Here is a 20,409-nt window from a genome sequence, read left to right on the forward strand (position 1 = left end):
TCAGGACAGCACTTCGCCGACCGCCAGCGCCAGACCGTCATGCCACCACGCGGCGAAACTGAAGACATTGGGTGCCTTGAGAATCGTGAAGTGGTTGCCCGGCCCGTACCACACCGCCAGATCGCTGACCTGCCGCTGCCAGCCTTCGAGCACCGCCGCGTGTTCGCGCTGATTGCCCCACTCGTCCAGCGTCGGGTCGTCGACCAGCACCAGCCGCACCGGCCCGGTGTAGGCCAGGCGCGGTTGATAGACCGTGCGCAAGGCGCTGGCGAACGTGCGTACCGGGCCGTGCATCGCGTCCGGCGCCGCGCGTTCCGACAACACCCCGGCGCGCACCATGCCTGCCTGCAGCAGGCGCAATTGCGTGGTGTCGTCGGCGTTGGCGAAGGTCGCAGGATCGATGCCCAGCGACTTGCCACAGGACAATTGCAGGGTGTCGATCAGCCGTTGCAGCGCGGCAGTGGCGGTGTATGGCTTGCCCGCCGTGCCGTCACCGCCCGGCGCTTCGCTGTCGATCAACGTCAGCGAAGCCACCTCGCGCCCGGCCGCCTGCAACTGCGCGGCCATGGCATGCGCGACCCAGCCGCCGAACGAATGGCCGATCAGGTGCAGCGGCCCCTGCGGGTGAATCTGCTCGATGGCCTGCAGGTAGAACGCCGCAGCGGCTTCCACCGCGCTGTGCGGCACGCTGACGCCGTCCAGCCCGCGCGGTTGCAGACCGATGATCGGCCATTCCGGGCCGATCGCCTCGGTCAAGTGAATGAATCCGGTGACACTGTCTCCCGCCCCCGGCACGCAGAAAATCGGCGCATGCCCCGGCTGCCCGGTCTGAATCGTCAGCAGCGGTTGATACAGCGCCGGTTCCGGCGTCACCAGGGTTGCCAGCGCTTGGGTAATCGCCTGGCCGAGTGCCTGAATGTGCGGGTGCTTCATCATCGTCCGGTGATCGCCGGGGATGTCGATGCAACGCAGCAAGCCACTGTCGAAACGCTCTTCCCAGCCACGAGTCGGACTCGGCAATGACTGGCCGTCCATCAACTCCTGGGCACGGAACAGGTGGATCGGCTGACTCGCCGGGCTGACCCGATAATGCGCCAGCGCCAGACGATGCGCCGCTTCGCGATCAAAGTAATGCCAGGCGTCCGCCGCACTGACCGTGGCCAGTTCCGGATCGGTCAGTTGCTGCGCCTGACAGCGCTCGAACAGCTCGGGGAAATCCAGTTGTTCGACTTGCGCTTCCAGTACTTGCACCGCTGCCAGCGCCGCCTCGCTGTCGGCACCAAGCATCAGCGAACGCCCACGGCAATGGCCGAGCAACTGACGCTTGTCGAGGCCCTCGCCGTTCCACATGGCCTTGTCCTGAGCCAACGGATTCGGTGCGTAGCTGTCGAGCATGCCGATGAATTCCACCGGCTCATCAAGGCCGAGCAATTGCTGCGCGACCTCATGCGCCAGCACCCCGCCGAACGACCAGCCTGCCAGACGATACGGACCGTGAGGCTGTACCGCGCGGATGATCCCGACCATGCGCTGCGCCATGCACTCCAGCGTGCGCAATTGCGCTTGCCCCAGCGGCACACCGGGCAGGCCGTAAATCGGGAACTCGCCACCGATGTGCTGGGCCAGGGTCGGGAAGTACACGTCGCGGCCGCTGAACTCATGCAGCAGGAACAGCGGCGTACCGTGCGTCCCGGCACGCACCACGACCAGCCCGTCAGGCTGACTGAACGCCTCGCCCTGACTGAGCAGCGCGGCGGCAGACTCGATGCTCGGATGCTGGAACAGTTCGGCCAGCGACAGCGGCAGGCCGGCCCGTTGCAGCAGATTGACCAGCTTCACCGCCAGCAACGAATGCCCGCCCAGTTCGAAGAAGTTGTCGTGCCGGCCCACCTGTTCGACGCCGAGGACTTCAGCCCAGATCTGCGCCAGCGCGGTTTCGACTTCACCCTGTGGCGCCACGTATGGGCGATTGATAACGGCGTCTGCCCCCGGTTCCGGCAGGGCTTTGCGGTCGATCTTGTCGTTCGGTGTCAGCGGCAAAGCGTCGAGCAGCACAAACGCACCCGGCACCATGTACTCCGGCAGACGCTCCAGCACATGCGCGCGCAAGGTCTCCAGCGATGGCGCGTCAATGCCGGCGCGCACGGTGTACCACGCCACCAGGCGCTCATCGCGGACCATCACCACCGCTTGGCGGATCGCCGGATGCTCGATCAGCCGTGCCTCGATTTCCCCCGGTTCCAGACGCAAGCCACGCAGCTTGATCTGGAAGTCATTACGACCAAGGAATTCCAGTTCACCATGGTTGTTGTAGCGCGCCAGATCTCCTGTGCGGTACAGGCGGTCCCCCGCCACAAACGGGCTGTCGATGAAACGCTCGGCCTGCATTTCCGGCAAACCGTGATAACCACGCGCCACGCCAACGCCGCCGATATGCAACTCACCACTGACGCCTTGCGGCACCGGCTGACCGTAAGCATCGAGCACGTACAGCCGGGTATTGCTCAGTGCTGTGCCGATCGGCACCACGTTGTCCGGCACCGGCATATCCGGCTCCAGCGTCCAGCCTGTGCTGTCCACCGTGGTTTCGGTCGGGCCATAAACGTTGTGCAATCGCACCCACGGCAAGCGATCACGCACTTGGCGCGCCAGCGCCGCACTGAGTTCGCCACCACCGTTGAGCACATCGGTCAGGCTGGTGCACTGTTCGACGTCGTCCTGCTCGATGAACTGCTGCAACAGCGCCGGGACGAACTTGACCACCGTCACCTGCTGCTCGCGAATGGTCTGCACCACATACGCCGAATCGCGATTGCCGTCCGGTCGCGCGAGTACCAGACGCATGCCGGAACACAGCGGCCAGAAGATCTCCCACACCGAACTGTCGAAGCTGAACGGCGCTTTTTGCAGCAGCGCACCGTGTTCGGTCGGCGGCGAAATCTGCGAACCCCAATGCACCATGTTGCAGGCGCTGCGGTGTTCGATCATCACGCCTTTCGGCAACCCGGTAGAACCCGAGGTGTAGATCATGTACGCAAGATTCGAAACACTTAGGCCCGGCACTGGCGAATCGTGATCCGGCAGGTGCTGCCAAGTGTCCTGATTCAGGTCGATCAGCGTCACGGCCGCGTCATCGAACAACCCGCGAGTCGCTGTTTGCACCAGCACCGCGGTCGGCGCGCTGTCCTTGAGCATGTAGGCCAGGCGTTCCGCCGGGTAGCTCGGATCCAGCGGCACATAAGCACCACCGGCCTTGAGGATGCCGAGCAGACCGACGATCAGATCCAGCCCGCGCTCGACGCAGATAGCCACCCGCGCATCCGGCTGCACACCTTGCGCACGCAGGTGCTGAGCCAGACGATTGGCGCGCTGATTGAGCTCGCGGTAGGTCAGGTTGCCTTGCGCGGATTGCAGCGCGACAGCGTCCGGTTTGCGCCGCACTTGTGCTTCGAACAAGCCGTGCAACGGTTGCTCCAACGGACAATCGACTGCGCTGGCATTGAAGTCGACCAGCAAGCGCTGCTGCTCCTGCGGTGCCAGCAACGGCACTCGCGCAAGCACCGCCTGATCATCGTTGACCAGCGCCGCCAGCAGCCGCTGGAAGTAGCCGACGAAACGCTGCACCGTCGACTCATCGAACAACGCCGTGGCGTAGCGCAACGAACCGCGAATGCCGTCGTGTGAATCGCCGAGGCTCAGCGACAGGTCGAATTTCACAAAATGGCTGTCGCCGGCCACGCCTTCCAGGGTCAGGTCGCCGAGGGTCAGGCTCGGGTCGTCGTTGTTGTCCCAACTGAGCATGGTCTGGAACAACGCGCTGTGCGACAGGCTGCGCAGCGGTTTGCTGATGTCCACCACTTGCTCGAACGGCAGATCCTGATGCGCCTGTGCGTCCAGGGTTTGCGCCTTGACCCGCGCCAACAGCGTCTCGCCGCTCGGCTCGCCCGAGGTGTCGATGCGCAGCGCCAGGGTGTTGACGAACATGCCGATCAGGCCTTCGATCTCCGCGCGGGTGCGGTTGGCCACCGGCGAGCCGATCACCACGTCGTCCTGCCCGGACAAACGACTGAGCAACATCGCCCAGGCGCTCATGATCACCATGTACGGCGTCACCGCGCGACGCTGACACAAGGCTTTCAAACCGGCGCTCAAGTGTTCATCGAGCAGCAGGTCGACGCGGCTGCCGGAATAGTCCTGCTGTGGCGGACGCGGACGGTCGGTGGGCAGGCTCAGCAAGGCCGGCACGCCGGCCAGGGTCTGCTGCCAGTAATCGCTCTGACGCTGCAACACCTCGCCGCTGAGCCAGCGCCGTTGCCACACTGCGTAGTCGGTGTATTGCAGCGCCAGCGGCGGCAACGGATCGTCCTCGCCACGGCTGAACGCCAGATACAACGCCGCCAGCTCACGGGTCAGCACGCCCATCGACCAGCCATCGGCGATGATGTGGTGCAGCGTCAGCAACAGCACATGATGATCGTCAGCCAGACGCACCAGACGTCCGCGCAGCAGCGCATCGTGCTGCAGATTGAACGAGGCGCAGGCCTGCTCCTCGATCAGGCCGCGCAAGGCATTGTCAGCCTGCGGGTGTTGACGCAGGTCTTCTACCGCCAGCAACAGACCGCTCTCGGCCGGCAGAATCCGCACCTGCGGCTGATCGTCGATCTGACTGAAGCGGCTGCGCAGGGTTTCGTGACGCTCAACGATGCGTGCCAGTGCCCGTTGCAGCGCATCTTCATCCAGCCGACCGCGCAAGCGCAGACCGACCGGGATGTTGTAGGCGCTGTGGCCACCGTCCATCTGCGCCAGGAACCACAGGCGTTGCTGAGCGAAGGACAGCGGCAATAGCTGATCACGCGGCGCCGGCAAAATCTCCGGCAAGGTGCTGCGCCCCGCCCGGCTCAGCACCTCGGCGACCGCGGCCAGTTCGGGGTTGGCGAACAGCTCGGCGAGTGTCAGCTCGACACCCAACTGCTGACGCACCTGCGACAGCATGCGCATCGCCAGCAACGAATGCCCGCCCAGCTCAAAGAAGTTGTCGTAACGACCGACTTGTTCGAGCTGCAGCAAACCGGCCCAGATCCGCGCCAGATGTTCCTCCAGCGCCGAGATCGGCGCGACATACACCCGACTGAGCAGCGCTGCCTGCGTCGGCGCCGGCAGCGCCTTGCGGTCGACCTTGCCGTTGTTGTTCAACGGCAACACATCGAGTTGCACCCACGCGCTCGGCACCATGTATTCCGGCAGTCGCGCCAGCAACTGCGCGTGCAGATCGGCGCTGTCCAGGCGCCCGGCGTGCGCGGTGTAGTACGCCACCAGACGAGTGATGTCCTGACCATCGCGGCGCGCCAGCACCACGGCTTCCTTGATCCCCTGGCAGTTGAGCAGGCGGTTTTCGATTTCGCCCAGTTCGATACGGAAACCGCGAATCTTCACCTGATCGTCGTTGCGCCCGATGCAGTCGAGCTGCCCCGGGGCCAGCCAGCGTGCGAGGTCGCCAGTGCGATACAGCAGCGCGCCCGGCTGCTCGCTGAAAGGATCACGCAGAAACTTCTCGGCGGTCAGATCCGGGCGATTCAGATAACCCAGCGCCACGCCCTGCCCGCCGATGTACAACTCGCCGGTCACGCCCATCGGCACCGGTTGCTGATGCGCATCGAGTACATACACCTGAGTGTTGGAGATCGGCGCGCCAATCGGCACGCTCTCGGCGTTTTCCGCCACTTCACGCACTTCAAACGTCGTGGCGTAAGTGGTGGTTTCGGTCGGGCCGTAGCAATGCACGATGCGCAGCGCGGACGCCTCGGCCAGCAGTCGACGGAACGCCGCCGGGTCGCCACGCTCACCGCCACACAACAGAATGCGCAAGCCTTTCAGCGCCTGCGGAATCAGCTGCACATACTGATTGAACAGCGCAGTGGTGACGAACAGCACCGTTGCCCCGGTTGCGCTCAACTCATGGCCGAACGCGTTTGGATCAAGCAAGGTCTGGTGATCGATCACCACCACGCGCCCGCCGTTGAGCAGCGGCCCCCAGATGTCCATGGTGCTGGCGTCGAACGCCGGATTGGAGGCGAACACCACGCGATCCTGCGGGTTGAAATCGGCATAACCGTTGTTCAGCACCAGACGGCCGATGGCGCGGTGCGGGACCATCACGCCTTTCGGCGTGCCGGTGGAGCCGGAGGTGTACATGATGTACGCCAGCGCCTGCGAGGACTGCACCAGGTTCGGGTTGTGCGTCGGTTGGCCGCTGAGGGTCAAGCGGTCGAGGTCGATGCGTGGCGCAGCGTAGTCGATGACTTCACCGCTGAGGGTCAGCAACGCCGCGGCCTGACAGTCCTCGACCATGAACGCCTGTCGCTCGCTTGGGGCATTGATGTCCAGCGGCACGTAGGCGGCCGCGCACTTGGCAATCGCCAGTTGCGCCACCAGCAATTCCAGCGAACGCGGCAACAGGATCGCCACGTGGTCGCCGGGCTGCACGCCCTGGCCGATCAAGTGATGCGCCAGACGATTCGCCTGGGCGTTCAGCTCAAAGTAACTCAGCGAATGCTCGCCATGCACCGCCGCCACCGCTTTGGGATGCGCCGCTGCCTGTTGCTGGAAAATCCCGTGCACGGTCAGGGTTTGCGGGTATTCGCGTGCGGTGGCGTTGAAGTCGTACAGCAGGCGCTGACGCTCAGACTCGGTGAGTAACGGCACATGCTCCAGCACGGTCTGCTCATCGTTGACCATCGCCGCCAGCAGGCGCTGCAGGTAGCCGACATAACGCTCGACGGTCGCTTGATCGAACAACGCCGTGGCGTATTCCAGCGAACCGCGAATCACCCCGTTGACCTCACCCAGGGTCAGGGTCAGGTCGAACTTGGCAACCCGGCCCGGTGCGGCCACACCTTCAAGACTCAGATCGCCCAGCGCCAGGTTCGGCCCGACGCTGCTGTCCCAGCTCAGCGTGCTCTGGAACAACGGGCTGTGCGCCAGACTGCGCGCCGGCCGGGTGATTTCCACCACTTGCTCGAACGGCAGATCCTGATGCGCCTGCGCTTCCAGCGTGCGCGCCTTGACCCGCGCCAGCAGCGTGGCCACGCTCGGTTCACCCGAGGTGTCGATGCGCAGCGCCAGAGTGTTGACGAACATGCCGATCAGGCCTTCGATCTCGGCCCGGGTGCGGTTGGCCACCGGCGAACCGATCACCACGTCGGACTGCCCGGACAAACGACTCAGCAACAGCGACCAGGCACTCATCAGGGTCATGAACAGGGTCACACCGTGCCGCTGACTCAAGGCTTTGAGCCCGGCACTCAGACGCTCATCCAGGCGTACTTCGACGCTGCTGCCGGCAAAGTCCTGCTGTGGCGGACGCGGACGATCGGTGGGCAGGGTCAGCAGCGCGGGTGCCCCTTCGAGGGTCTGCTGCCAGTAATCGCTTTGCTGCTGCAGCACCTCACCGCTGAGCCAGCGCCGTTGCCACACGGCATAGTCGCCGTATTGCAGCGCCAGTGGCGGCAACGGATCGGGCTGGCCCTGACTGAAAGCCTGATACAGCGCCATCAGTTCGCGGGTCAGTACGCCCATCGACCAGCCATCGGCGACGATGTGATGCACGGTCAGCAACAGCACATGGTGATCGTCAGCCAGGCGCACCAACCGTCCGCGAATCAGCGAATCGTTTTGCAGATCGAACGCCGTCGAGGCCTCCTGCGCGAGCAGCGCCTGCAAGGTGGCTTCAGCCTGCGAATCCTGGCGCAGGTCGGCAATCTGCAGCAGCAGATCGCTGTCGACCGGCGCAATCATCACCTGCGGCTGATCGTCGATCTGGCTGAAGCGGCTGCGCAGGGTTTCGTGGCGATCGACGATGCGTGCCAGTGCCCGTTGCAGCGCGTCTTCATCCAGCCGACCGCGCAGGCGCAGGCCAAGCGGAATGTTGTACGCCGAATTGCCGCCGTCCATTTGCGCGAGGAACCACAGGCGTTGCTGGGCGAAGGACAGCGGCAGCGCTTGATCAGGTTCCGCTGCGACAATCTGCGGCAGCGTGCTGCGCCCGGCGCGGTTCAGCACCGCGGCCACCGCACTGAGATGCGGATCGGCAAACAACTCGCTCAGGGGCAGTTCGACGCCGAGACGCTGGCGCACCTGCGACAGCATGCGCATCGCCAGCAACGAATGCCCGCCGAGTTCGAAGAAGTGATCGTGGCGGCCGATCTGCTCGACTTGCAGGGTCTCGGCCCAGATCTGCGCCAATGCAATTTCCAGTTCACCCTGTGGCGCAACGTATTCGCGGGTGATCAACGCCGCAGCATCCGGTTCGGGCAAGGCTTTGCGATCGACCTTGCCGTTGTTGGTCAACGGCAAGGCATCGAGCTGCACCCAGGCACTTGGCACCATGTATTCCGGCAACTGCGCCTGCACATGCTCACGCAGGTCGGCGAGTTCCAGCGCGCCGTCGTGCGCGGTGTAGTAGGCCACCAGCCGCAGCGGTTCCTGACCATCGCGCCGGGCGAGCACCACCGCTTCGTTGATCCCCGGGTAGCCCAGCAGACGATTTTCGATCTCGCCGAGTTCGATGCGGAAACCACGGATTTTCACCTGATCGTCATTGCGCCCGATGCAGTCGAGCTGCCCCGGCGCCAGCCAGCGCACAAGGTCGCCGGTGCGGTACAGCAACGCGCCCGGTCGGTCGCTGAACGGATCGCGCAGGAACTTCTCGGCGGTCAGCTCCGGGCGATTCAGATAGCCCAGCGCCACGCCCTGCCCGCCGATGTACAACTCGCCGGTCACGCCCATCGGCACCGGCTGCTGATGCGCGTCGAGTACATATACCTGCGTGTTGGAGATCGGCCCGCCAATCGGCACGCTCTCGGCGTTTTCCGCCACTTCGTGCACTTCAAACGTGGTGGCGTACGTGGTGGTTTCGGTCGGGCCGTAGCAATGCACGATGCGCAGCTGCGGCGCCTCGGCCCGCAAGCGGCGGAAGCTGGCCGGATCGCCGCGTTCACCGCCGCACAGAACCATGCGCAAGCCTTTCAGCGCCTGCGCAATCAGGTGCACGTACTGGTTGAACAGCGCCGTGGTGACAAACAGGATTGTCGCGCCGCTGGCGTGCAATTCGCGAGCGAGCGCGTGCGGATCAAGCAGAGTCTGGTGATCGATCACCACCACGCGCCCGCCGTTGAGCAATGGCCCCCAGATGTCCATGGTGCTGGCGTCGAACGCCGGGTTGGAGGCAAACGCCACGCGGTCCTGCGGGTTGAAATCGGCGTAGCCGTTGTTCAGCACCAGACGAGCGATGCCACGGTGCGGCACCATCACACCCTTCGGCGTGCCGGTGGAACCGGAGGTGTACATGATGTACGCCAGCGTCTCCGAGGACTGCGCCAGGTTCGGGTTGTGCGTCGGCTGACCGCTGAGCTTGAGCCGGTCGAGGTCGATGCGTGGCGCGGCGTAGTCGATGGCTTCGCTGCTGAGTGTCAGCAACGCCACGGCGCGGCTGTCCTCAAGCATGAACGCCTGGCGCTCGCTCGGCGCGTTGATGTCCAGCGGCACGTAGGCCGCCGCACACTTGGCAATCGCCAGTTGCGCCACCAGCAGCTCCCGCGAGCGCGGCAGCAGGATCGCCACATGAGCGCCCGGCTGCACGCCTTGAGCGATCAGGTAGTGGGCCAAGCGGTTGGCCCGATCATTCAAATCGGCATAACTCGACGTTTGCCCGCCATGCACCACAGCGATGGCGTGCGGATCTGCCGCCACTTGCCTTTCGAACAAGGCGTGCACGGTCAGCGCACGCGGGTATTCGCGCTCGGTGGCGTTGAACTCGACCAGCAATTGCCGGCGTTCGTCCGGCGCCAGGATCGACATCTGATCAACGCTCAGTTGCGGGGTCTGTTCCAGTGCCTGCAGCAGGTTGCTCACCGCCCGTTGCAGGTACTCGCAGATACGTGCGGGATCAATGCCGGGAGCGGCCAGTGCAGTGAAGCCGAAACCTTCGCCGAGGTCATCGACACTCACGCTCAACTGGTAGTTGGTGTGCTCCTGGGTATGGAGCAAATGCATGCCTTGCCACGCGTTCGCCGCCTCCGCGGAAGGCGTGCCGGCAGCGGCGCTGTGACGATAGTTGAACAGCGTGCTGAACAGCGGCGTACCGGCGGGCATCGCACTGCAACGCTGGGCCAGCGCCAATTGCGCATGCTCATGTTGCAACAGCGCGTTCAACTGTTGATGGGTGGCGAGCGCGGCTTCCTGCGCGGAGCGTTGCCCGAGATCGACGCGCAGCGGCAAGGTGTTGATGAACACCCCCAGCGCGCGCTCGGCGCCCTCGCCCGCCTGCAACCGCCCCAGCAACACGGTGCCGAACACCACGGCGTCACGCCCGGAGAGTTTTCCCAGCACCTGCGCCCAGGCCAGATGCATCAGGCTCGCGGCGCTGATCCCCAGCCGTCGGGCCTTGGCCCTGACACGCCGACTCAGATCGAGGTCGAGTACCCGGCGTGCGTCTGCGGCGTGGCCCTCGGCAATGCTGTGCAGGCCGTACGGCGCGCTCGGTTCGCTGATATCACCCAGCATCTCGCGGAAGAAATCTTCGTGATGCTGATCGCTCATCGCCGACAGGGTATGCGCCACGTAATTGCGATATGGCACCGGCTCGGCCAGACGCTGCGGCTGGCCGCTGAGGAACGCCTGCATCTCGTGTTGCAGCACCTCCAGCGCCACGTGGTCCATCACCAGGTGATGAAACAGCAACAACGCCACCACACGCTGATTGGCGGCGTCCCACGCATGCACCACGCGCATCAGCGGCGCCTGATTGACGGCCATGCGGTACTGCGCGGCGTCGAAGCGGCGGCGCAATTGCTCCAGCACATCGCCGTCCGCGTCATTCAGTTCCAGCGCTTCGCAGGCCAGCGGCGCCTCACGCCAGACCACTTGCACCGGGTCTTGCAGCCCATCCCAGAACAGCGAAGTGCGCAGGATGTCGTGGCGCTGGATCACGTTCTGCAAGGCCTGGGTGAAAGCGTCAAGGCGTTGCTCGTCAGCAAACGCGAACTGCGCCTGCAACACATACGGATCGCCCTGGGCGGCGGACAGGTGATGAAAGAGGATGCCGGTCTGCAACGGCGCCAGCGGGTAAATATCCTGCACGTTGGCCACGCCGCCGGGGATGCTCGCGACGATGCGGTCAATGCTCGGCTGGTCGAGCGCCACCAGTGGCAGCAGCTCGGGGGTGATGCGCGTGCAGTCCGCAGTGATCAGGTTGGCCGCGACTTCGGCTTCCGGTTCACCGCCCACGGCAGCGGCCAGCGCGGCGAGGGTCGGCTGGTTGAACAGCACGCGAATGTCGGCGCTCAGGCCGGCACGACGCATTTTTGCCACCAGATTCACCGCCAGCAGCGAATGGCCACCGAGTTCGAAGAAATGGTCGTGGCGGCCTACCCGCTCAACCTTGAGCAGTTCAGCCCAGAGCTGGGCGAGAGCGATTTCCACTTCACCGACCGGGGCTTCGTATTCACGGGCGGTCAGCGCCGTCAGATCGGGGGCCGGCAGCGCCTTGCGGTCGAGTTTGCCGTTGGGGCTCAGCGGCAGTGCATCGAGATGCACGAACACGGCGGGCACCATATAGTCCGGCAGGTTTTCCAGCAGATGGCTGCGCAGTGCTTCGATTTCCAGCGGCGCGCCGGTGTAGTACGCGACCAGACGCTTGTCCCCCGGTACGTCTTCGCGGGCGAGTACGGCGGCTTCCTGCACGCCGTCGATTTGGGTCAAACGCGCCTGAATCTCGCCGAGTTCGATGCGCAAGCCACGGATCTTCACCTGATCGTCGTTGCGACCGAGGTATTCGATATTGCCGTCCGGCAGATAGCGGGCGACGTCGCCGGTGCGGTACATCCGCCCATTGCTCTGGAACGGATTGGTGAGGAAGCGTTCGGCGTTCAACTGCGGACGATTCAGATAACCCCGCGCCACCTGCACGCCGCCGATGTACAGCTCGCCGACCACACCGTGCGGCACCGGTTGTTGCTGGGCATCGAGGATGTACATCCGGGTGTTGGCGATCGGTTTGCCGATCGGCGTGTTGTCCGGGGTGTTTTCCACCGGCCCGGCGCAATTCCACGCTGTCACGTCCACTGCGGCCTCGGTCGGGCCGTAGAGGTTGTGCAATTGGCTGCCCGGCAGTTGCTGCTTGAAGCGTCGCACCACGCTGCCCGGCAACGCTTCGCCGCTGCACATCACCTGACGCAGACTGCTGCAGCGTGCGGTGTCGGCGTGAGCGAGAAACACGTCGAGCATCGACGGCACGAAGTGCAGTGTGGTGATCTTTTCGCGCTCGATGATTTCGCTCAGATACAGAGGATCTTTGTGCCCCTCGGGCCGGGCCATGACCAATCGGGCGCCGGTCATCAGCGGCCAGAAGAACTCCCAGACCGAGACGTCGAAGCTGAACGGGGTCTTTTGCAGCACCGTGTCAGTGGAACTCAGTTGATAAGCGTCCTGCATCCATAGCAAGCGGTTGACGACCCCGCTGTGCTCATTGATCACGCCTTTCGGCTGGCCAGTGGAACCGGAGGTGTAAATGACGTAAGCGGTGTGCTGCGGGGTCAGTTCGGCAACTGAAAGGTTGTCGGCAGGCAGGGATTGCCATTGCGACTGATCCAGATCGATCACCGGCACGGAAGTGTCACCGAGCAACGAACGCGTGGTTCCCTGCACCAACACCGCCAACGGCGCGCTGTCCTCCAGCATGTACGCCAGACGTTCCAGCGGATACGCCGGGTCCAGCGGCACATAACCGCCGCCAGCCTTAAGGATCGCCAGCAGCCCGACCACCATGTCCAGACCGCGCTCGACGCAGAGCGCCACCCGCGCATCCGGACCTACGCCCAATTCACGCAGGTGCGGCGCCAGTTGATTGGCCCGGGCATTGAGTTCGGCGTAGCTCAGTTGCTGATCACCCGCGACCACCGCTGGTGCCAGCGGCGAGCGAGCCACTTGCGCTTCGAACAGGCCATGAATGGTCTGCTCAAGGTTGTAATTGACCGCCGTGGCATTGAACTCGACCAGCAAACGCTGCCGCTCTTCCTGCGCCAGCAGCGGCGCCTGTTCCAGCACTGCCTGATCGTTGGTGACCATCGCCTGCAACAGGCGCTGGAAGTAGCCGACGAAGCGCTCGACCGTGCTCTGGTCGAACAACGCCGTGGCGTATTCCAGCGATCCGCGAATGATGCCGTTGGACTCACTCAGGCTCAGCGACAGGTCGAACTTGGCGAAGTGGCTCGGCTCGGCCACACCTTCCAGCGTCAGTTCGCCGAGGGCCAGCGCAGGGCTTTCGAGGCCATCCCAACTGAGCAAGGTCTGGAACAACGGGCTGTGCGCCAGGCTGCGCACCGGCCGGGTGATTTCCACCACTTGCTCGAACGGCAGATCCTGATGCGCCTGCGCTTGCAGGGTTTGCGCCTTGACCCGCGCCAGCAGCGCTTCGACGCTCAGCTCGCCCGAGGTGTCGATGCGCAGGGCCAGGGTGTTGACGAACATGCCGATCAGGCCTTCGATCTCGGCGCGGGTGCGGTTGGCCACCGGCGATCCAATCACCACTTCAGCCTGCCCGGACAAGCGGCTGAGCAGCATTGCCCAAGCACTCATCAGCGTCGTGTACAGGGTCACGCCGTGGCGCTGGCCCAAGGCTTTGAGCCCGGCGCTCAAGCGTTCGTCGAGCACGACGGCGACGCTGCTGCCGGCATAGTCCTGCTGCGCCGGGCGCGGGCGATCGGTCGGCAGCATCAGCAGCGCCGGGGCACCGGCGAGGGTCTGTTGCCAGTACTCGCTCTGGCGTTGCAGCACTTCGCCGCTGAGCCAGCGTCGTTGCCATACCGCGTAGTCGGTGTATTGCAGCGCCAACGGCGGCAACGGATCCGGCTGGCCGTGGCTGAACGCCTGATACAGCGCCATCAGTTCGCGGGTCAAAACACCCATCGACCAGCCGTCGGAGATGATGTGGTGCAGGGTCAGCAACAGCACATGGTGATCGTCGGCCAGGCGTACCAGTCGCCCGCGAATCAACGGATCGTCCTGCAAGTCGAACGGTCCGGAGGCTTCGCCCTGAATCAGCGCTTGCAGGGTGTCCTCGGGTTGCGGGTGCTGGCGCAGGTCTTCAATCCGCAGCAGCAGACCGGTGTCCACCGGGGCAATCAGCACTTGCGCTTCGTCGTTGAATTGGGCGAAGCGGCTGCGCAGGGTTTCGTGCCGGGCGACGATCCGCGCCAGCGCGCGTTGCAGCGCCGCGTCATCGAGACGGCCACGCAAACGCAGGGCCACGGGAATGTTGTAGGCGGTGTTGGCGCCTTCCATTTGCGCGAGGAACCACAGGCGTTGCTGGGCGAACGACAGCAGCAACGCACCGTCACGGGTGACCGGCACGATCTGCGGTTGCTCACTGCGCCCGGCCTCGTTGAGCACTGCCGCGACCGCCGCCAGTTCGGCGTTGGCAAACAGATCGCCCAGCGCCAGCTCGACGCCCAGGCGCTGGCGCACCTGCGAGACCATGCGCATCGCCAGCAACGAATGCCCGCCGAGTTCGAAAAAGTGATCCTGCCGCCCGACCCGCTCGACTTGCAGCACGTCGGCCCAGATCTGCGCCAGCGCGGTTTCCACTTCGCCTTCGGGCGCTGCGTACTCGCGGGTGAACAGCGCCGCCAGATCCGGCACCGGCAAGGCCTTGCGGTCGACTTTGCCGTTGGCGGTCAGCGGCAGCGCGGCGAGTTTGACGAACGCCGTCGGCACCATGTATTCGGGCAAACGGCTGAGCAATTGCGCGCGCAACTCGCCCACCGGCAGCGCTTCGACCTGCGGCTGTTCGGTGAAGTAGGCCACCAGTCGCGGCTGGCCGGGTTGATCTTCGCGGGCCAGCAGCACCGCTTCCTGAATCCCCGGCAGCTGGTTGAGGCAGGTCTCGATCTCGCCCAGTTCGATGCGCACGCCGCGGATTTTCACCTGATCGTCGTTGCGCCCCAGGTACTCGAGGTTGCCGTCCTCGCGCCAGCGTGCGAGGTCGCCGGTGCGGTACATCCGCGCATTAGGTGCGCGGCTGAACGGGTCGCGCAGAAAGCGCTCGGCGGTCATGTCCGGGCGATTCAGGTAGCCACGGGCAACCCCGGCACCGCCAACGTACAGCTCGCCAGCCACGCCGATCGGCACCGGGCGCTGTTGTTCGTCGAGCAGGTACACCGTGGCGTTGCTCACCGGCTTACCGATGTGCAGCGTGTCGCCGCTTTGCACCAGACCTGAAGTGGCGACCACTGTGGCCTCGGTCGGGCCGTAGTTGTTGATCACGTCGAAATGCTGGTTGCGATTGAACTGACGCAAGCGGTCGCCGCCGATCAGCAGCGTGCGCAGGGTCGGGTGTTCGAGGTTCTGGCTGAAGGCGTATTCGGCCACCGGCGTCGGCAGGAAGCTCACGTCCAGCGGCTGCGCGCACCACCACGCGAGCAAGGCATCGATGTCTTCGCCGCCCTCGTGGGTCGGCGCCAGATGCAGGGTCGCGCCGGCGCACAGCGCCGGCCAGACTTCCCAGGCCATGGCATCGAAGCCGAAACCGGCGAGGCTTGAGGTGTGGCGACCGGCGCAGAGGTCGAACGCCGCGCAGTGCCAGTCCACCAGATTGCTCAGGGTGTGATGCTCGACCATCACGCCCTTGGGCAGGCCGGTGGAGCCGGAGGTGTAGATCACGTAGGCCAGGTTTTCGGTACTCAGGCCGGGGACGTGCGGGTCATGGGTAACGCCCTGCGGCCAGTTGCAGCGGTCGAGTTCGAGTACCGGCACGGCCAGCGCCGGCAAACGTTGGCGCAGATTGCTTTGGGTCAGCACCGCCACCGGCGCGCTGTCGTCGAGCAGGTAGTTCAAACGCTCGGCCGGGTGCGCCGGATCAATCGGCACATAGCCGGCGCCGGCCTTGAGGATCGCCACCAGCCCGACCAGGGTGTCCAGCCCGCGACGGGCGACGATCGCCACGCGGTCATCCGGTTTCACTCCCAACCCGATCAGGTGCTGCGCCAAGGCGTTGGCCTGACGATTGAGTTCGGCGTAGGTCAATTGGCGGTCGGTAAATACTGCCGCCAGCGCGTCCGGCCGTTCGGCCACCTGCGCCTCGAAACGTTGCTGGAGGGTCTGTGCAGTCGGGAAATCCACTTGGGTGGCATTGAAATCGAGCAGCACCTGTTCAAGCTCCGCCGCCGGCAGAATCGGCAATTGATTGACCGGTGTCTGCGGCGCCTGCTCCAGCGCGAGCACGAGGTTTTCCAGCGCGCAGTGCAGGTAATCGCAGATGCGCTGCGGATCGGTCTGAGTGCTCGCCAGCAGCGTCAGGCTGAAGGCGTCACCGAGGTCATCGACACTCAGGGTCAGCGGATAGTTGCTGCGCTCTTCGGAGTGCAACGTGGAGATACCGTCCCACGCCGCGAGGGTTTCGGCGCTGGCGGTGGCGACGTTGTGGCTGTGGCGATAATTGAGCAGCGTGCTGAACAGCGGCGTCGGCGCCACCACATTACTGCAGCGCTGAGCCAAGGCCAGCGGTGCGTGTTCGTGACGCATCAGCGTGGTCAACCGGGCGTGGGTGGCGTTGACCGCCGCGCGCACATCCTGCCCGTCGATATTCACCCGCAACGGCAAGGTGTTGATGAAAATTCCCAGCGCCCGGTCAATCGCCTCGGCGCCCTGCATGCGGCCCATCAGCACGGTGCCGAACACCACCTGCTGCTTGCCGGTCAACGCCGCCAGCACCTGCGCCCAGCCCAGATGGAACAGGCTGGCGACACTGACGCCGAGCGTCCGCGCCTGCGCCCGCAAGCGCTGGCCCAGCAGCGCCTCGACCGGCACGCTGAGTTCGACAATCTGGCTGCCGTCACCCTGCACGTCCTGCAGGCCGTAAGGCAGCGTCGGTTCGTCGATGTCGCTGAGCATCTCGCGGAAAAACGCCTCGTGCTCGGCCTCGCTGACGCCCAGCCGCGCCTGCGCCACGTAGTTGCGAAACGGCACCGGGCGCCCGAGCCGTTCACGCTGCCCGGTGAGGCAGGCGCGCATTTCGTGGCGCACCACGTCGAGCGCCGAGTGGTCGAGCGCCATGTGATGGAACAGCAGCGTGGCGATCACCCGTTGCCCGGCTTGATCCCAGGCGTGGGCCAGACACATCAGCGGCGCCTGGGTAACGTCGAGGCGGAAATGCCGGGCGTCGAAGCGCTCGTGCAGATACGCCAGCACGTCGCTGGCGGGTTCTGGCAGCGTCACTTCTTCCACCGGCAGTTCGGCCCGGCGCCAGACCACCTGCAGCGGTGCATCCAGCCCTGCCCAATGCACAGCGGTGCGCAGAATGTCATGGCGATCGATCACCGCTTGCAGTGCTTGAGCGAACGCTTGAAAACGCTCGCGGCTGGCGAAGGCGAAATGCGATTGCATGACATACGGATCGCCGTCACCGCCACTGACGTGGTGATAGAGGATGCCTTCCTGCAACGGCGCCAGCGGGTAGATGTCCTGCACGTTGGCCGCGCCGCCGGGGACTTGTGCGACGAGGTGGTCAATGGTCGGCTGATCGAGCTCGACCAGCGTCAGCATCGCCGGCGTAATGCGCGTGGTGCCCGCAACGATGCCGTTGGCCGGCACTTCGACCTGGCCATGCTTGCTGGCCGAGTACTGCCCGGCCTTGATCAGCTCGATCAGCGCAAGTTTGTGCTCGCGCAACAGCGCCAGCAGCGCCGGGTCGTTCAACGCCTGCTTGTTGCCGTTGACTCGCAATTGGTCGTCCGCGACCGCCAGCTGAATATCTTTAGCCTTCAATGTGGCCAACAGTTCGATCACGTTCACAGGACGATCTCCATTCGTTCGGTAATTGCGGCGTAGCCGGCCAGGGTCGGATGTTCGAACAGCGACCTGACATCGGCTTCCATGCCTTCCTGACGCAAGCGGCCGATCAGACTGACCGCCAGCAGCGAGTGACCACCCAGTTCAAAGAAATGATCGTGGCGCCCTACCCGCTCGACGTTGAGCAGTTCAGCCCAGAGCCGTGCGAGGGTGATTTCCACGTCGCCCACCGGGGCTTCGTATTCGCGCACAGGCAGCGCGGCCTGATCCGGCGCCGGCAACGCCTTGCGGTCGAGTTTGCCGTTGGGGCTCAGCGGCAGTGCATCGAGATGCACGAACACGGCGGGCACCATGTAGTCCGGCAGGTTTTCCAGCAGATGGCTGCGCAGCACGTCGGTTTCCAGCCGTGCGCCGGTGTAATACGCGACCAGACGTTTGTCCCCCGGTATGTCTTCGCGGGCCAGTACGGCGGCTTCCTGAATGCCATCGATCTGGGTCAGGCGTGCCTGAATTTCACCGAGTTCGATGCGCAGACCACGGATCTTCACCTGATCGTCGTTGCGGCCCAGGTATTCGATATTGCCGTCCGGCAAATAGCGGGCGATGTCGCCGGTGCGGTACATCCGCCCATTGGCCTGGAACGGATCGTTGAGGAAGCGTTCGGCGTTCAACTGCGGACGATTCAGATAACCGCGCGCTACCTGCACGCCACCGATGTACAGCTCGCCGATCACACCGTGTGGCACTGGTTGCTGCTGGGCATCGAGGATGTACATGCGGGTGTTGGCGATCGGTTTGCCGATGGGCGTGTTGTCCGGGGTGCTTTCCAGAGGACCGGCGCAATTCCACGCCGTCACGTCCACTGCCGCTTCGGTCGGGCCGTAGAGGTTGTGCAACTCGCTAACCGGCAGTTGCTGTTTGAAGCGTCGCACCACGCTGCCCGGCAGCGCTTCGCCGCTGCACATGACTTGCCGCAGGCTGCTGCAACGTGCGGTGTCGGCGTGAGCAAGGAAAACATCGAGCATCGACGGGACAAAGTGCAGCGTGGTGATGTGTTCGCGTTCGATGATTTCGCTCAGATACAGCGGATCCTTGTGCCCCTCGGGCCGGGCCATGACCAGTCGGGCGCCGGTCATCAGCGGCCAGAAGAATTCCCAGACCGAGACGTCGAAGCTGAACGGGGTCTTCTGCAACACCGTGTCGCTGGAGGTCAGTTGATAGGCGTCCTGCATCCACAGCAAGCGGTTGACGACCCCGCTGTGTTCGTTGATCACGCCTTTCGGCTGGCCAGTGGAACCGGAGGTGTAGATCACGTAAGCGGTGTGCTGCGGGGTCAGTTCGGCTGCTGAAAGGTTGTCGGCAGGCAGCGATTGCCAGTGCGGCTGATCCAGATCGATCACCGGCACGGAAGTGTCACCGAGCAACGAACGCGTGGTTCCCTGCACCAATACGGCCAGCGGCGCGCTGTCTTCCAGCATGTACGCCAGACGCTCCAGCGGATACGCCGGGTCCAACGGCACATAACCGCCGCCGGCCTTGAGGATCGCCAGCAGCCCGACCACCATGTCCAGGCCACGCTCGACGCAGATCGCCACCCGCGCATCCGGCCCTACGCCCAATCCGCGCAGGTGCCGTGCCAGTTGATTGGCCCGGGCGTTGAGTTCGGCGTAGCTCAGTGACTGCTCACCCGCGACCACCGCTGGCGCCTGCGGCGATCGCTGCACCTGCGCCTCGAACAGACCATGAATCGTCTGCTCAAGGTTGTAATCGACTGCCGTGGCATTGAGACCAGACAGCAACTGCTGACGCTCGGTATCCGGAATCACCGGCAGGCGGTTCAAGATCTGCTGCGGTGCCTGCTCCAGCGCCTCGACCAGTTCCGCCAACACCTGCTGCATGTAGCCACACACCCGCGCCGCACCAATGCGCGAAGGCGTCATGACTGTGAGGATAAAACCTTCGCCCAGGTCATCGACATTGAGACTCAGCGGGTAGTTGGTGCGCTCTTCGCTGGAGAGGTTCTCGATGCCCTGCCAGGTCAGGCGATTGGCCTGCTGCTGTTCTGCGCTGACGCTGTGCCGGTAATTGAGCATCGCGCTGAACAGCGGTGACGGCGCGGCCACCCCGCTGCACCGCTGGGCCAATGCCAACGACGCATGTTCATGGCCGAGCAACGCGGTCAGTTGTGCATGGGTGGCGCGCACGCCGACACGCACCGAGGTGTCACCCAGATCCACCCGCAACGGCAACGTATTGATGAACATCCCCAAGCCACGGTCGGCACCGGTGCCGCCCTGCATCCGCCCCAGCAGCACGGTGCCGAACACCACGCGCTCGTGCCCCGAGGTCGCTGCCAGCACTCGGGCATAGGCCAGATGGAACAGACTGGCGACACTCACGCCCATCTGCCGCGCCTGGCTGCGCAAGCGCCGCGCCAGGGCTTCGGGCACGTTCTCCCGGACTTCTTCGATATCCTGCCCGTCGCCGCGCACCTCCAGCAGCCCGAACGGCAGCGTCGGCTCGTCGATGTCACCGAGCATCGCGCGGAAGAACGCTTCGTGCTCCTGC

At 64.7% G+C, this 20,409-nt stretch carries 2 protein-coding genes (1 of these 2 cut by a window edge); both read right to left on the reverse strand.

All coding sequences use genetic code 11. From position 1 onward, the window contains the following. A complete protein-coding gene (locus tag PMI25_RS04185; RefSeq protein ID WP_024164421.1) occupies positions 1 to 17,844 on the reverse strand; it encodes a non-ribosomal peptide synthase/polyketide synthase in 17,844 nt (5,947 codons plus the stop codon). Continuing rightward, positions 17,841 to 20,409, reverse strand: the 3' portion of a protein-coding gene (locus tag PMI25_RS04190) for a non-ribosomal peptide synthetase (protein ID WP_007965814.1). Its footprint extends 10,442 nt past the window's final position; only the last 2,569 of its 13,011 coding nucleotides appear in the window; the start codon falls outside the window, past its right edge; it ends in the stop codon at positions 17,841 to 17,843. The genes PMI25_RS04185 and PMI25_RS04190 overlap by 4 nt, the downstream gene beginning before the upstream one ends.

Origin of the sequence: Pseudomonas sp. GM30 (assembly GCF_000282275.2) — a bacterium.
Taxonomy (GTDB): Bacteria; Pseudomonadota; Gammaproteobacteria; order Pseudomonadales; family Pseudomonadaceae; genus Aquipseudomonas.